At 40.3% G+C, this 14,670-nt stretch carries 20 protein-coding genes; 5 read left to right on the top strand and 15 right to left on the bottom strand.

All coding sequences use genetic code 11. The annotated features are described in order from the left end of the window. Positions 1 to 101: 101 nt before the first annotated feature. The 5 genes from EV282_RS01965 to EV282_RS01945 all read right to left on the bottom strand — a co-directional run bounded on the left by EV282_RS01965 (position 102) and on the right by EV282_RS01945 (position 5,783). Positions 102 to 815: an ABC transporter ATP-binding protein gene (locus tag EV282_RS01965; RefSeq protein ID WP_130293307.1), complete on the bottom strand. Its 714-nt coding sequence runs from the start codon at positions 813 to 815 to the stop codon at positions 102 to 104. After that, positions 812 to 1,975 (bottom strand): ABC transporter permease, encoded by a 1,164-nt coding sequence (locus tag EV282_RS01960; RefSeq protein ID WP_165389319.1) that lies wholly within the window; start codon positions 1,973 to 1,975, stop codon positions 812 to 814. The genes EV282_RS01965 and EV282_RS01960 overlap by 4 nt, the downstream gene beginning before the upstream one ends. Further along, entirely contained in the window at positions 1,945 to 3,174 is a 1,230-nt protein-coding gene (locus EV282_RS01955; protein WP_130293303.1) for an ABC transporter permease, read from the bottom strand. Before EV282_RS01955 ends, EV282_RS01960 begins: the two co-directional genes overlap by 31 nt. 285 nt (positions 3,175 to 3,459) lie before the next feature. Next, a complete protein-coding gene (locus EV282_RS01950; RefSeq protein ID WP_130293301.1) occupies positions 3,460 to 5,088 on the bottom strand; it encodes a DUF6583 family protein in 1,629 nt (542 codons plus the stop codon). 194 nt (positions 5,089 to 5,282) lie between these two features. Then, on the bottom strand, positions 5,283 to 5,783 hold the full coding sequence (locus EV282_RS01945; protein WP_130293299.1) for a sigma-70 family RNA polymerase sigma factor: 501 nt from the start codon (positions 5,781 to 5,783) through the stop codon (positions 5,283 to 5,285). 351 nt (positions 5,784 to 6,134) lie between these two features. Between EV282_RS01945 and EV282_RS01940 the strand changes: the two genes are divergently transcribed. Together EV282_RS01940 and EV282_RS01935 are read left to right on the top strand one after the other, a co-directional pair. Next, the gene (locus tag EV282_RS01940) at positions 6,135 to 6,353 is read left to right on the top strand and encodes a DUF1659 domain-containing protein (RefSeq protein WP_130293297.1); all 219 of its coding nucleotides are present in this window, start codon (positions 6,135 to 6,137) and stop codon (positions 6,351 to 6,353) included. A gap of 43 nt (positions 6,354 to 6,396) precedes the next feature. Then, positions 6,397 to 6,615 (top strand): DUF2922 domain-containing protein, encoded by a 219-nt coding sequence (locus EV282_RS01935; protein ID WP_130293295.1) that lies wholly within the window; start codon positions 6,397 to 6,399, stop codon positions 6,613 to 6,615. Positions 6,616 to 6,724: 109 nt separating this feature from the next. On the opposite strand, the gene EV282_RS01930 is transcribed toward EV282_RS01935, so the two are convergent. Genes EV282_RS01930 through EV282_RS01910 form a run of 5 tightly spaced genes read right to left on the bottom strand, consistent with a single transcriptional unit; the run spans position 6,725 to position 10,697 of the window. Then, positions 6,725 to 7,126, bottom strand: a complete 402-nt coding sequence (locus EV282_RS01930; protein WP_130293293.1) for a MaoC family dehydratase — start codon at positions 7,124 to 7,126, stop codon at positions 6,725 to 6,727. A 3-nt stretch (positions 7,127 to 7,129) separates the two neighbouring features. Then, the gene (locus EV282_RS01925) at positions 7,130 to 7,507 is read right to left on the bottom strand and encodes a hypothetical protein (RefSeq protein ID WP_130293291.1); all 378 of its coding nucleotides are present in this window, start codon (positions 7,505 to 7,507) and stop codon (positions 7,130 to 7,132) included. Then, positions 7,497 to 8,609, bottom strand: a complete 1,113-nt coding sequence (locus EV282_RS01920; RefSeq protein ID WP_130293289.1) for an acetyl-CoA C-acyltransferase — start codon at positions 8,607 to 8,609, stop codon at positions 7,497 to 7,499. Before EV282_RS01920 ends, EV282_RS01925 begins: the two co-directional genes overlap by 11 nt. Beyond that, positions 8,606 to 10,084 (bottom strand): AMP-binding protein, encoded by a 1,479-nt coding sequence (locus EV282_RS01915; RefSeq protein WP_165389318.1) that lies wholly within the window; start codon positions 10,082 to 10,084, stop codon positions 8,606 to 8,608. Before EV282_RS01915 ends, EV282_RS01920 begins: the two co-directional genes overlap by 4 nt. A gap of 40 nt (positions 10,085 to 10,124) precedes the next feature. Next, positions 10,125 to 10,697, bottom strand: a complete 573-nt coding sequence (locus EV282_RS01910) for a biotin transporter BioY (protein WP_130293285.1) — start codon at positions 10,695 to 10,697, stop codon at positions 10,125 to 10,127. Positions 10,698 to 10,887: 190 nt separating this feature from the next. Between EV282_RS01910 and EV282_RS01905 the strand changes: the two genes are divergently transcribed. Both EV282_RS01905 and EV282_RS01900 read left to right on the top strand, forming a co-directional pair. Next, positions 10,888 to 11,067: a DUF2187 domain-containing protein gene (locus EV282_RS01905; protein ID WP_077360435.1), complete on the top strand. Its 180-nt coding sequence runs from the start codon at positions 10,888 to 10,890 to the stop codon at positions 11,065 to 11,067. A gap of 112 nt (positions 11,068 to 11,179) precedes the next feature. After that, positions 11,180 to 11,854, top strand: a complete 675-nt coding sequence (locus EV282_RS01900; RefSeq protein WP_130293284.1) for a nuclease-related domain-containing protein — start codon at positions 11,180 to 11,182, stop codon at positions 11,852 to 11,854. 52 nt (positions 11,855 to 11,906) lie between these two features. Here EV282_RS01900 and EV282_RS01895 read toward each other — a convergent pair whose 3' ends face one another. Then, positions 11,907 to 12,503 carry a hypothetical protein gene (locus EV282_RS01895; RefSeq protein ID WP_130293282.1) on the bottom strand — a complete coding sequence of 199 codons (597 nt, stop codon included), beginning with the start codon at positions 12,501 to 12,503 and terminating at the stop codon, positions 11,907 to 11,909. Positions 12,504 to 12,708: 205 nt separating this feature from the next. On the opposite strand from EV282_RS01895, the gene EV282_RS01890 reads away from it, so the two are divergent. Then, positions 12,709 to 12,849 carry a YpzI family protein gene (locus EV282_RS01890; RefSeq protein ID WP_130293281.1) on the top strand — a complete coding sequence of 47 codons (141 nt, stop codon included), beginning with the start codon at positions 12,709 to 12,711 and terminating at the stop codon, positions 12,847 to 12,849. 43 nt (positions 12,850 to 12,892) lie between these two features. Here EV282_RS01890 and EV282_RS01885 read toward each other — a convergent pair whose 3' ends face one another. From EV282_RS01885 to EV282_RS01870, 4 genes are all read right to left on the bottom strand, one after another. Further along, positions 12,893 to 13,393, bottom strand: a complete 501-nt coding sequence (locus EV282_RS01885) for a DUF1648 domain-containing protein (RefSeq protein ID WP_130293279.1) — start codon at positions 13,391 to 13,393, stop codon at positions 12,893 to 12,895. A gap of 105 nt (positions 13,394 to 13,498) precedes the next feature. Then, positions 13,499 to 14,014: a hypothetical protein gene (locus EV282_RS01880; protein ID WP_130293278.1), complete on the bottom strand. Its 516-nt coding sequence runs from the start codon at positions 14,012 to 14,014 to the stop codon at positions 13,499 to 13,501. A gap of 105 nt (positions 14,015 to 14,119) precedes the next feature. Then, on the bottom strand, positions 14,120 to 14,314 hold the full coding sequence (locus tag EV282_RS01875) for a carboxymuconolactone decarboxylase family protein (RefSeq protein ID WP_130293276.1): 195 nt from the start codon (positions 14,312 to 14,314) through the stop codon (positions 14,120 to 14,122). 69 nt (positions 14,315 to 14,383) lie between these two features. Beyond that, on the bottom strand, positions 14,384 to 14,563 hold the full coding sequence (locus tag EV282_RS01870) for a hypothetical protein (protein WP_077360450.1): 180 nt from the start codon (positions 14,561 to 14,563) through the stop codon (positions 14,384 to 14,386). Between the last annotated feature and the right edge of the window lie 107 nt (positions 14,564 to 14,670).

Genomic DNA, 14,670 nt, shown 5'->3' with positions numbered 1-14,670 from the left:
ATCATTTCACAAATAAGTATACCAATTATTTCTTTTTCTGGTCTATGGAAAAATAAAAAAACCTGCAGAAGATGCAGGTTTTTCAACTTTATCTACTCCATTTATCCAACAATCTCACCCAACGTCTCCGCAAAATTCTTAGACTGTGCAACTGACCCAAACTGTCTTACTTTTTGCTTTGAACCGTAAAAGAGCAGTTCTCCTTCTTTTAAAATTAAGAAAGAAGTGCATAGTGTCTCAAGTTCTTGTGCGTCATGGCTGGAATATAGAATCGTCTTCCCTTCACTTCCGAGCTGCCGAAGATCATTTACGATCTCCTGTTTTGCAGAAATATCGATTCCTACTGTTGGTTCATCCAGTATCAAGATTTCAGGATTGTGCAGGAGAGCGATCAAGATGTTGAGCTTACGTTGATTTCCACCGGACAGGTGCTTCACTTTTTTATCAAGATGTTCAGACAACTTCCATTCCTCACACCTTCTCATCCAGATTTCTTCAGATGAATTTTTAGCAAGCTTTGCAAAAAAACGAAGATTCTCGCGTGCCGTCAGTTCGTGATACACCGCGATTTCCTGCGGTACATATCCGATCTTTTCCCGAATCTTTTTCGTCTCTTTTTTAGTATCCAAACCATCGACTTGAATAGATCCACTTGTACCCCTCATGAGCGTTGCAATGATTTTAAGAAGCGTGGATTTCCCCGCACCGTTCGGGCCGACAACGCCAACAATTTCCCCTTTTTGAATATAAAAGTTTATATCCTGTAGTACTTCTTTACGTCCAAACTTTTTTGATAGATTTTCTGCTGTGATCAAGCGTTGTCACCTGCCTTCATTGTTGAGAGTCCGTATAAGAAGATGCTGATTCCAACAAACACCAATGGAATCATGAGCGTCTCTTGGTTTAAAGCTGAGATGATCCAATATTGCGGCGTCCATTGCGCTGCTTTTTCTAAAATGCTCGACAGTTCGTCACTTGGGAAAAAAGTTCCGCTTAAGAGTGAAGTTGCGAGTACGACAAAGAGTGTTACCGCTTGCCACGTTCGGTTGGAATGAACAAAATAAGCAAACAAAAGTGATAAAGCATTCAAAAACAGTATATATCCTAGCAATGCTATAACGGTTGAGGCATTAACCACGAGTGCACCTTTCCACCAGCCAAAACCGACTAACAGCAGCAGGAGTTCGAGCTGAAGAATCAGCACACCTAGCGCATTACCTCCCCAATAAACCGAAAATCCACCAACGGAATACGGCACTCTTGAACGCATTCCTGAATCCCGGTCTTTGATCGGCCAGCTGTTCCATAAAAAACTGAACAGCATAAGCATCACTAGCATTCCAGGTACGTAAATTGATACTGCTTGATCTTCAACGGATTGAGCTTTTTCTTTTGTAGCACCAACCTTATAATCAACTGTCATCAGGGGCACAGGCTTCCAGTGTTTGTCACTGTACGCCCAAGCATCTTTCCAAACGGAAGCCTGTTCTTTCGCATCCAGTTTCTCGCTTTTTCCATATGTTTTTAAAACGGTATTGGCACCATAAGAGTTGCTCGATAACCGCTTCACTTCACTTGCAAAAATTTCACGGACAAGGCCGTGTGACAGGGTTCCGGTTGAAAGCCACATCGTCACAAGTTCGTCTTCATCATTCTTTTGGACTTTTTCCATAAATCCTTCTGGGATTAAAAAGCCGATCGCCGCTTTTTGCGTTTCAATTTCGTTTTGCGCCTCTTCTTGATCAACCACGCTAACGGCAACAGCTGGATTCTGGCTCACACGTTCAATAACGGTCTCGGAATATTCAGATGTGTCCTCGTCCACAATCACAACGGGGATTTTCGTTGCGTTTGCTGTTTTTTCAACAGACAGATCTAAGAAACCGAGCAAAAGCACAGAAATGACAAGCCCTGCCCAGCTCCACGGACTTTGAAGTAATAATTTTATACGTGTAATGGCAATTGTCCAGACCATGGCAACCTCTTCTTTATCGTGATTATCAGGATTCCGAAGACCCAGAAAACAACGGAGAATCCAATTAATGTGCCGACCAGATTCCATTCGTCCGCACCAGTAAACAGCGTTTCAACTAACCCGTTATGTGTGTGAAGCAGTACGTTTAAAAAGCTCACATTGCGCCACATTTCTGGTAAGTATGATAACGGCAATATACTTCCACTCGTTGTAGTTACTCCAACTACCAGCAGAATTCCCGCTCCCCATTTTGCACCGTTTCGCTGAAAAAGTTCCTGACAAAGGGCAAACAATGAAGAAACGGCTAAACAGTAGGCTAATAGAATGATAGTGGCGAGTAAACTCCACGTTTTTGTCACGCTATAAAAAAGCACAATCAAAAGTGCGCTTTGAATCACGAGCAGCATAAATACAGATATGATATTACCGAAAAAGAAAACGGAAGACCTCACTCCTTGAAGAGAAAGCCGCTCCCTTAATGCAGTTTGTTCACTTCTCGCGGTTAAGCTCATACCAAACAGGCCGCCGATTAAAAGCAGAATCAGCACACCTGAAAGACTGTAAAACTCAACAGGTGTAATGCCTCCAAACGCACTCAGCGTTTCCGTTTCGTAGATTTTGTTCCGGTTCAGAGCCTGCAGTGTAAAATCGGTAATAATTGCGTCTCGGTAAGTCGCAAATTCCTCAGAACTCAACCCCATTTTTCGCAAGTAGTGAAAAGCTGCGTTTGCTCCACTTTGTGCGGCAGAGATTAAGTTGGCGTTCGACACCATTACTTGCTGCAGCAACTCAGCTTGAAACGGACGTTCTGGATTCCCTATTACCGTAACAGGAATATTTTTACCTCGACGAATTCCTTTCGTAAACCCGTCAGGCACAATCACCATTCCAGCGATCTTGTTATCCGCGAGCATCTCACTCGCTGTCTTTCCATCTGTTTTTTGAAAGGAAAGGACAGCTTGCAGCTCTTCGGATTCTTCGTATTGTTTCATTAATAATTTCGTTTCGAACGTGTTATCTTCATCCACGATTGCCACAGCAAAAGGCTCGACCCATTGTTTCTCGTCTAAAAGAGGCTTCAAGCCCAGATACGTGATGCCGAGCAATAAAAGCGGAAAGAGCATCATAGCGAACAGCGGCATCGGCTGCTTCAGCCAGCATTTTACCGTCAAATGGGCAATGAGTAACGTTTGCCTCATATCATAATTCCTTTCGCGTAAGAAGTTTTAAAAGATTATTTTCTAATAGATTGTTGTTTTTGTAAAAGCTTCGTTGATAAGTTGATTGGAGCAGAAGGTGCGAGACTCCTGCGGGATCAGGGTGACAGGTGAGACTCCTAAGTGCGCAAAGCGCAGAGGAGGCTCACCGCACGCCCCGCGGAAAGCGAGTACCTGGAGCGGAAATCAACTCTTCCAAATACAGACTTTAAAAAAAGGACAAAGATCAACTTTATCTTAAGTTATCTCTGTCCTTCTTATTATATATTACATTCCTTGGAGCATCTGAGCGTTTTCACCGACAAACTGTTCGATGTTGCGTTGAATCTCAGACATCATGCCCATCATTTCAGCGTCACTCATCTCTGCAACGTTAACTGCTTTTCCTTCAGATAACTCAGGGAACTTAAGTTTTTCGCCGAATGTTGTTTTTGTCTTGATGTTCAAGCCAACATTGATGTCACCCATTGAAGGGTCGTTACCGATCAATGTTACTTTGTAATCGTGGTTCGCATAATCTTTATCAAGGTTTTGGTCTGCTTTATGCTCGATTTCGATCGTCATATCAGGTAGTTCCATTGGAGCTTCACCTGCTGGAACAAGTTGAATCGTCCAGTTAGACTTCTTGTCAGTGCCTTCGCCTTTTACATGGAATCCGATACCTTCTGTTGTACCGTTTTCGTTCACTTCAAATTTCGCTTTAATGTCTCGCTTCTTGCCATCTTTGCCTTTTGGCTCACTTTCCATTTTTACATCAACAAGCAGTGCTTCGCCTTCAGGACCTGCGTTCAGAACCCAAGATGAGTTCGATACGTCGCCCTTTTCCCAGCTTTCAGACTTGTAGTTCATCGGAACAGCTTCTTCGCCGTTAGCGCCGATTTTCATAGAAAGGTCGCGGCTTACTACTGTATCATCGCCGTCAACAATCACAACTTGCTTCATGCCGCCAGGGATCTCTAGATCTTCATTGATTGCTTTTTTAGCATCAGCTAGCATTTTTTCGATTTCTTTTTTCGCATCTTCTTTGCCCATTGGAGCTGTTGATGTCATATCGAAGTTGAAACCGCCTTGCAATGCTGATTGCTCAGCTAGTGCATTCATGATTTCTTCCTCATTCTCAACTTTTTCAATAAAGTTGACTAAAAGTGTTTTTGTTTCTTTTTCAGAAAGAGCTACCGTTAACTGATCAAGCTTTTCGCCTTTAAAGTCAACATCTTCTTTAAGTGTTACGTTTTCGTCTTTCACGCTGTCTGCGTAAACTTTTGCAAACTCTTCGAACGCTTCATCGCGTGCTTCTTCACTTAGGTCGCCTTCAACCGCTTTAAAGAAGTTTTGAAGCTTTTCCATTCCAACATACGCTGGATCGAACTTGCGCATTACATCGCCAAACTTGTTGTTCGGGAAATATACATGCTTATCGTAAGCAGCAGGTACGCTTAATGCTGTTTGTTTATTGTTTTGGTAAAACTCAGCTTTTACAAGGTCTGTATTGTTCAAAACAAGTGCAACGTCAGCTGATCCTTCTTCTTTCTTAGGATCGTGCTGTGTTGTCATTTTAATCTCACTGTTAGATAGAATAGAACCGATCATTGCCGCTTCCATTCCGCCCGCTCCAAACATGGACGGATCCATTTCTACACCAACGCGTGCTTCAGACTTATATGCTTCTTTCATTTGCTTTTCTGAAAGTGCTAATGCATCTCCAAAGCTGTCTTCAAATGACTCGTTCATCGCTTTGAACGTGTTCAGTTCTGATTTTAAATAAAGTTCACGCGGTGATAGATCGATGAACATTGCATAAGCTGTTGCTCCGATCGCGATGATCGCGATAAGTGCAAGCCCAATGATCAACGGACGTTTCTTACTGCCTGTACTCTGATTAACTTGAGTTTCCATCGTTTGGTTGTCCCCCTCTTAATAAATGTATAAGCTTTTCCCTACCAACTTATTACACTGTTATTCTAAAAAAATATCAGCTTATTTCTCTACTGGTAAAGATGGGTAATATAGGAATTTCACACCCACAGTTTTCTACTATACCCTAATTATAGAATTATATCCATCAAATTGCGTAGTAAGAAAGTTACATTTTAATTGGTAATTAAAACCGTCCGAAGCCTCTTGATTGCTGATTTTCTCCACGATTTCACAGCATACACGGTAACCCCGTACATCTCGGCGACCTCCGCCTCACTCTTCATCTGAAAAACGCGCTGTGTCACCCATCTCTGCTGGTTCTCTGTCAAGTGCATTAAATATAGATTCATTGTTTCATCCTCTAAAAAAGGAATGGTGTCTTCATGAGAAAGAGTACGGAAGGTCATCGATTCATGGGGATCCTGAATTTCTTCTGCCTCCTGCCGTCTCGCCTCTCCTCTCAGCTCTTGAAGGATACGGCCCCTGACCAACAGGTACGCATATGAGGAGAATTGTCCTTTTTCAGGATCGAAGGTTTCGTAAGCTTTCCAGAGTCCTAGTAAGCCAGCTTGATAGTATTGGTCAAAATGAGTCGTTAGATGGTAGAGACTGATCTGTGATTTGATTAGTGGATCATACATAGAAGCGATTTGTTCGAAAGGCATTTCTTTCATGGGAATACGTCCTTTTGGAATGTGCGCACATTCGGGGAATTCCGCGGTACCCTCACTATAAAATTTAAATTTGAAGAGAAGCAAAGAAGCGTTTTTCAAGAGTTAAACGCAGTTTTGGATCAGAAGAAAAATATTGTTAGAAAATCGTTTATTAAGTTATCCACAGAATAAAGATCATCTGACAAATTACGACACGTTTTCGGTGTGATATTCTCGATATCAGAAAAAACCATTCGTGTTTTTGAGTAAATCAGCCGCAGTTGTGGATAAATAGTGAATGGAAAAAATTTTATACAGATGGCTCTTTCCTTTTCTTCTCTGGAACTTATGAAGTGAAAGGAGGTGAGGTACATGGCTACAGCAGCATTGATCGATTCCGCAATGCGCTTAGAGCTTGACGGAGGTTTAGACGCAGACAACAAACCGGTGATGAAGTACAAAAACTTCGCACATGTAAAAACAACATCGACTCCAGACCAGCTTGAAGCCGTTGCGACTGCACTTGCAGGACTTCAGATTTACCCGCTAGTCGGTATCAGACGTAACGATTCCTTCGCGATTCAGCAGTAATGATTGATTTGTGAGGAAAATATAGAGGAAAGGAGGGATTTCGATGGCCAAAGTACTTGAATTGCAGTTTCTTAACCAGGAGAACAAAACGGTGACAGTCCGTTTGGACGCACCAATCGAACCGGTTGATCCAGCAGCTGTTAACGCTGCTATGGACACGGTAATCGCCCAAAACATCTTCACTTCATCAGGCGGTAGCTATACGAGTAAAAAAGGTGCGCGTATCGTTGACCGTGAAGTGAGTGACATCGACCTAGGTTAATTCATAAAATAAGTGACTTCAGCGACCGTAAAAAAACCGTCTTCCACCAATTGGTTAGAGGACGGTTTTTTGTAGTTGTGGATAATGTTGATAATGTGGATAAGTATGGCTATTTATACACATGAAGCAGGATTTTACTTTTCGCTACTTGTGGATAAGTCTGGCTTGAAACGACTATATCAATTGATGCCGACTCTTTTTCCATAGATGCGATAGTTCCTTCTATCGTGATGGTCTCCCCAACTAAAACAGGTGCTCGAAACTTCATTTCATACGACTTTACCCAATAGCCTTCCTGCAAAAATGGTTCCACGATGTTAGATGCGATCGCCATGGAAAGCATGCCATGAATGATTTTAGCCGGAAATCCTTTTTCTTTTGCAGCACGATCTTCAAAATGAATTGGATTAAAGTCTCCAGACACTTCCCCGTATTTTTTTACCATTTGTTCTGTTACTTCTATATGTAAAGGCTTGAGTGTGTCACCTGCTTTTATAGAATCAGAAAGCATTTTTCACTCCGCCTCCTTTAGAAGAGTGGATTTTGCCAAAAATATTATGTTTTTATGCTCGTTTCTGCCAATAAGCTCTTGGTGCAAAACGAGAAATTGACGTCTTTTTTCAACTGAAATCAAGGAAACGGTACATTGAAGTGTGTCTCCGATCGAGATAGGATGTTCGTAATGAAACACTTGATCTTTGTGAATAAATGATTGCTCCTGAAACCACGGGACATTAATATATTGATAAAAAATCATCGGTAGAGCAGGCGGAACGTGTTGTGAAGCATTATTAGGGATGCTGGCCGCTTCATAGTAAGCATGAACGAGTTCTTCTGTTACCTTGATTGGAACTGGCAGTGTTGTTGCCTCTTCCCACTGTTTAAAATTCATACTGCTCACACCTTTCAAATAGTGTCGCGATTCCAAGCCCGCCGCCAATGCCTAAAGTGGTTATGCCAAAACGGTCCTGTGGCGTCATTTCCCTTAGCAGTGAAGTCACTAAAATGGCTCCTGACGCCCCATAAGGATGTCCGAATGCAATCGCACCCCCGCCTTTGTTCAGCTTGTTCCACGGAATACCAAGTTCTTGAGCGGACGCGACAACTTGGGACGCGAATGCTTCATTCAGTTCAAATACATCAATGTCGCTAATAGAAAGGTTCATCCGCTGTATAAGTGTATTCACAGCTGGAACGGGTCCGATTCCTGGTAAGTTTGGATCGACACCTGCAGTGACTGCATCGATAAATTTTAATTTGGGTGGAAGCTGTAGCTCTTTCGCTTTTTCTTCACTCATGACGAGTACAATAGAGGCACCATCATTTAAACCGCACGAATTCGCAGCTGTAACCGTCCCATTCTCTTTAAATGCAGGCTTTGCTCTTTTTATAAGTCTTTCGATCACAGACAATCTCTTGATGCCTTCGTCGATGGGAGGCATATCTTTAATGGAAACAAGTTCATTCTTAAAGCGATTTTGTTCAATAGAAGCAATCGTTCTCTTATAGCTTAAAAATGCATATTCATCCTGGATCTCACGGGTTATGTTGTATCTTTCAGCTACGTTTTCAGCTCCAACACCCATGTCAGGATCACCTATTGAATCTGGAGAAAAACGAGCTCTCTTTGGAAACATTGATGTACTCACAGATTCAGTACCACCTGCTAAATAAATGTCTCCTGCACCTGATTGGACGAGACGACATGCGAGGTTAACCGCTTCAAGCCCAGAACCGCATTGACGATCTACTGTAAAACCCGGAACAGTCACCGGAAGACCAGCTGTTAAAGCAGATAAGCGCGCAAGGTTGCCGCCAGGACCGACTGTATTCCCTAGTATCACATCTGACACCATTTCTGGAGGAACGTTATTTTCTTGCAGTATTTCTTGTATAACAGCAGCCGCTAGTTTTTCAGCTCCAACATCTTTAAAATAACCCGCTTTTTTGCCGATTACTGTACGTTTGGCGTCGACGATCACAGCATTTTTCATGTACTGAAAACTCCTTGGCTATAAATCTCTTTTACTTTTGACCGTGCTATTTTTCCGCTCGACGTATAAGGAAACTCATTCGTAAAAATAATGTGCTTTGGCACTTTAAATGTAGATAGATGCTTTCTGCAAAAACGCTGGATGTCACGAGTTGTCAGTTCTGAATTATTGTTTAAAATGATTGCGGCCGAAATCTTTTCTCCCCAATAGGAGTCTGGCATGCCAAAAACAACGGCTTCCTCAATACCATCCAGTGAATACAGTACATTTTCGATTTCTTCCGGATAAACGTTTTGTCCTCCGGAGATCATCATGTTGTTGCTTCGTCCAATGATATAAAGATGACCTTCTTCATCTAGCTTGGCCAGGTCACCTACTGTCAGCCAGCCGTCGTCGTCCCATACTTCTTTATTCGCGTCAGGACGATTAATGTAATGCGAAAAAAGCATCTCGCTTTTTACGTAAAGAGTACCGATTTCACCTGAATCCACTTCTATACCATCTTTTCGTATGGACAGTTCTACATTATGAAAAGGACGTCCAACAGATAAAGGCTTTTGTATGTCAGCGCGATGATTAATAAAACTTACAAAACTTAATTCAGACGCACCGTAAAACTCAAAAAGCTCTGTATTAGGAAATAGAGTATTAATCTTATCTTTAAGCCCCGGTTCCCATTTGGCCCCTGAGGATATAATTCTCTTTAGTCTTGGAGTGTCATTCTGGTTATTCATTTCTTTCGTGAGTGCAGCAAGCATAGTAGGTACAGCATAAAGAGCCGAAATCTCGCCCGTCTCGATCTCTTTTAACGTTTGGGTAGCTGAAAACTTCGGCAGCAGTTTAACGGTTCCTCCTAAATAAAGCGTGCTGATCGCTGCATATAAAAATAAAGAATGCACGAGTGGTCCAGGTACAAGTACTGCGTCACTGTCTGTTAGTCCAAAATCTTTTTTACTGCACGCAAAACTTTTAACCCAAGAACGATGGCTGCGAACAAAGCATTTAGGAATTCCTGTTGAACCTGAAGTGAACCCCATATAAAACAACGATTCTCCTTCACTATTACTGTTGATTTCTTCTATTGGTTCCTGCTTTTCTAATGAGGAAACTGAAGTTAGCTTTGAACCCTTATAAGTAATTTTGTTCTGCAATTCTTCTGTCGTAGTGATCAGATCAGGCTGACTTTGCCCAAGTCTTTCGTTCAGTTCACTTTCTTTCCATTTCAAATCGAGCGGAATGGAAATCCATCCTGCAGAAATAGCCCCTAAGAAGTATTGTAGAAAATCAATTCCGTTCGGCAGATAAAGTGCCACTTTTCCTTGAGGTTCTTCAAATGGCTGCTTCCTAAAAAAAGCTGCGATTCTTTTAAGGTTTTTGTTCAAGTCTTGATATGAAATTCTTTCTTCTCCCATTTGAATCGCTGTTTTTTCTGGATATAAAAGAGCACTTTTTTTGATTGTATCGGTAATAAGCACACGAATTCCTCCTATAGAAAAAGACTGCCCGAGGGCAATCTTATTGGCTGATCGTTCTATTTTGAGTAAGGGCTGTCTGATTTTTAAATAATCTTTGTCTTATTTTAACACCAAGTGTTGCTGCGATAACAGCTTTTATTAGATCGCCCGGCAAGTAAGCTAATCCTGAAACTGCTGCTGTCCCTAGGCTGATGTCCATAACAAAAGCAACGACTGGAATACCGCAAATATAAACAAATACGATACCTGCTACAAAATTATATAAAAACACTTTCCACACCTGAAGTGGCTGTTTCGCTTTTTCAACAAGAAGTCCGATCAAGAACGCTGATAATGGCCAGCTTAATAGATAACCTGCACTCGGTCCTACAAAAACAGCTGCACCGCCTCGTCCACCAGCTAATCCTGGAACACCGGCTGCAATTACTAGTAAGAAAACAATCATGCTTAATCCGCCTAGTCTGGCACCAAGCACGACACCTGCAAGCATTACACCAAGAGTTTGTGCAGTAATCGGAACTGGCGTAAAAGGTAAGACAATTGGAGGAAGGAATCCTAATACGATCATAATTGCAGCAAATAAAGCTACATACGTCATCTCTTTTGTTTTCATGTAAATAAACACCTCGTTGATTTAATGTTAACTATGATATATTTTAAGTTAACATTAAAAGCGCTTCAATGGCAATAAGTAATTGTTTCCGCTATAATGCTTAACAAATAGAAGTTTTTCATAAATAAAAGGAAATTCTATAACAATTATGGTAAAATAGGACAAACAAGATGAAGTTGGAGGAAAAGGCATGGAATTTAAAATCGGTGATATCATTGAAACGTTTGACGGATTAAAAGGAGAAATTACATCTTTATTAACCAACACCGCTGTTGTGGACTTTTCCGTAACAGAAAACTACGAAGAACATTTTGAAGATGCCAAACAAGTAGTCCGATTAAACGATATTAGACAAGTAGTAAATAGCTGAATATTATACCAAAGCAGCCCGTTAAATAAATTTGGGCTGTTTTTATTTTATTTTTAATTAAAAATGACGATAGAAAGGAAGTCTAAATTCATTAAGAAATTAGGGGTTACTCATGTTTCTTTCAAAATTATTTTCAAAAAAGAAAAAGTCTGTTCAAACTTCTCCTGTCAAAACAACTTTCAATAGAGCCAAAGAACATCTCTCTGTTCGGAAGGGAGAGCTTGGAGAATACAAAATCTCTATTCAATTATCACAGCTTTCAAAAGAATATAGGGTGTTGAATGACATACTATTACCTAACCCAAAAGCAAAGTCAGGGTATTCCCAGATCGACCATGTTGTACTTTCCCCTTATGGAATATTTGTTATTGAAACGAAAAATTTTCAGGGTACCATCTATGGATCACCACAATATAAGCAATGGCTTGTAAATGGAAAGTTTAAATTCATGAATCCCTTTGTTCAAAATTATGGACATATCGCATGTATAAAAAAGTTGGTTGGTCCAAAGTTAAAAGATGTATTCATATCAATTGTTTCCTTTACGAAGAGGTGTACTTTCAAGACAGATCTATCTTATCGAAAAATACAGTCTTCAGAATTAATCATTTATGATGTTGAGCTAACAGAGACGATTAAGAGAAAAGAAGCAGTAATAAAATTGAAAAATCCTATGCCTTTAATGTCAAAGGACGAGATTGAAGAATGTTACTCGCTTATAGCACAGGCGAATATTATTGAAGAAAAGATCAGATTACATATCGATACTTTGAAAAGCAAAGATTAACCTAAAAAAATTCTCCGTTCATCATAGAACGGAGAATTCTTAAATCCTGGGTTTAATAATTATTTGATTTATTCGTCCCTGAGGAAACTGGATCATTTGCATTTTTCGATGGGAAGCCTGTATTATAGTTGCTCAAGCTGTCGTTTTCTGATGACTTAGTTGAATCAAGTGGGTTTTCCGTCATTTCCGTTCCGGCATCTTTTAGCTTTGAAGTGATATTATTCAGGTCGCCTCTCGCTTCCTTTGTAGTAGTGAATACATCATTCGAAATTTCTTTTAATGTGTTGATGTTACCGAAGACATCTTTGTTCAAGCGTTCATACAGTTGTTGCGCATCAGTAATCGCTTCTTTCAGTGTGTTTGAAGCTGTTTTGAATTGGCTGATCATCTGATCTTTCACGTCACCTGGATTTTGTTTAACCTCTGTGATCATTTTGCTTGATGAATCTTTCAAGCCTACCGCTGTATTTTTTACTTTTGTTCTCGTATTGTAATCAATCAGTGCCAAAGCTCCGCCAACTAGCCCGCCAATGACAATACCCTTTAAAAGCTTGCTGTTTTGTCCGTTTTCGTACATTTCATTTTGTAATGAGTCATTTTGATAAAATTCGTCTTGATACATATCTCCTGAATTTAAATTATGTGCCATGTTAATTCCTCCTCTAAAATTTAGTCTCTTGTAACTACGGATTTCCCTTTTATATGAATGATAAACGTTCTAATGCGCCGGTAAATAATGACTGCACTACGTTTTCTTTCAAAATTTTGTTCATTCGAATGGACCGTTTTCCACATAAAAGGGTCTATTTTTTTGCATACTATAGGGAAATCATGCAAAAAAGGAGGTTGTTCAAATGGGAAAAGACAGACAGGAAAAAAAGCTTAGAGAATCAGGGCGTGTTGAGTCGGACCGAGATCAAAGCTTGAAGTATTCAGGTGCTGCAAAAATGGAAAGTCCTGATGAGGCACTTGCTCGCAATCATCAAGATCAATAAACAGCAAAAACACTTGGGATTCCTTAAATTCTCCCAAGTGTTTTTATTTGAGTTTGATCGATCTCACGATAAAAAATGCAATTGATGCGGTTATGGCGATAATAAAAATCGGCAGAATCCACAGTCCCAGTCCATCTGATTCTCCTTTTGCAACTCCAGTACTAACCCAGCTCATATATACGAAGAAAAGCAGGATCTCATTTTTTATCACATTCAGCATCAGCCGTCCGTTTTTGTATTGTCTTTCCGCGTTTTCATCTGTTAAAAAAAGATAGTTATACACATGTGGATACCTTTCAAGGACCGTTAGAAGCACCCACATCAAGAATCCTATCACTAGTAAAATCCATAAATTATTTTTACTTCCCCATCCGTCCGGTTCACCTGCTCCGTTAAAATGAATCGGCACCGTTCCAGGTATCGAACCCCATTGCATGATCAAGTTTGCGGTCCCGGCGATAAACAATATAATAGCCGTTATATCTAAAAAATTCTCAAGAAATGTTCTAGGAATTTTTAATTTGGGGCGATTTTCGTAAAACATCCATCCACCTCCCTTTATTCTTCCATACGTTTTTTTCCAGATGAAGTTTCATATTTATGAGCATTTAAAAAAGCCGCCTATTGTGGCAGCTTGGTTCCTTAAGTATTATTCATCACTAATAATCCCGTCATCGAATGAAATGTTTTGGTATTGTGTTTGACCAAACTTTTTATACGTAATTCTTACTGTTTTTATATCACTATCCCACTCATGCTCATAGGGTTCAACTCGCAATACTAAAGAAAAAGAATCATCTGGTTTGAAGCCTTTTATAGGAAGTAGTTTGTTAACAATCCCTTCTTTTATTACATCTTCCTCATAATATGCTCCGAAATCCATCTTAGTTATATAAGGTTTGATTTGCATTTGATCATCATCTTTCGCAACAATTGTTCCATCACTTTTAATAAATTCAACCTTTTGAAGCCTAGGATTCCCCATGCCTTCCCATCGGAATTGATACCCTAAGTAAACTGCTTTTCCTTCTTTGAGGGATTCCTTTCCGATCGTGACATGACTATACTTCTCAAACTCACCTTCATGACTTAAATAACGAAGTGCGAATAGAGCACCGATAACAAGCGTACATACAACGATCCACTTGATAAGCGTTTTTTTCATAACAACTTTCCTTTTGTGTTTTTTCTGTTTTATATTCAGTTACCTCATGAATAATTCCCGCTCATAAAAAAGATGGCTCATCTAAAAGCCATCTCAACAAGCTATTTATTTACTTTCAATCCCCATCGCGATGATAAACCAGTTGGCTCCGTTCTTGCTTCCGATTTGGAAAAAGAGCGCAATGATTTCTTCACGGGTAAAGTGTTCGGTTAATCTGTTGTACATTTCATCCGGCAGCTGTCCGTGATAGGCCATGATGTGGTCGGCTAATTCGAGGGCCAGCTTGTGGCGTTCGGACAATTCTGCTTCCCCTTTTTTCATAGCTGTTTGTCTTGAAGACTCATCCAGAGTCCCGTAGTCCATGTTTTGTCAGTAATCGCATCCGTTGTTTGATGCGGATCGCAAACGTAGCATTTCCATGAGCTCTGGTTCCAGGATGTTGTTGAGCGCCTTGTCCATTTGCTGAAATGCATCAAGAATTTCAGGAGCATTGGCAAGTGCTTTTTTAAAAGGTGTTCCTTCTACATTCACTTCGGGTAGTCGTGCCATATTTCCAGCCTCCCTTTAACATTATTTCTTCTTGTTTTTAGATTACGATACCTTCTTTTATTTCTCTACCATTCTGCTTTGTAAAAACATTCAGATATCATTTTTAC

The sequence above is a fragment of the Fictibacillus sp. BK138 genome (genome assembly GCF_004216955.1).
GTDB lineage: Bacteria > Bacillota > Bacilli > Bacillales > Fictibacillaceae > Fictibacillus.
Note: the sequence above shows the minus strand (reverse complement) of the source record. Positions and strands in the feature narration are given on the sequence as shown.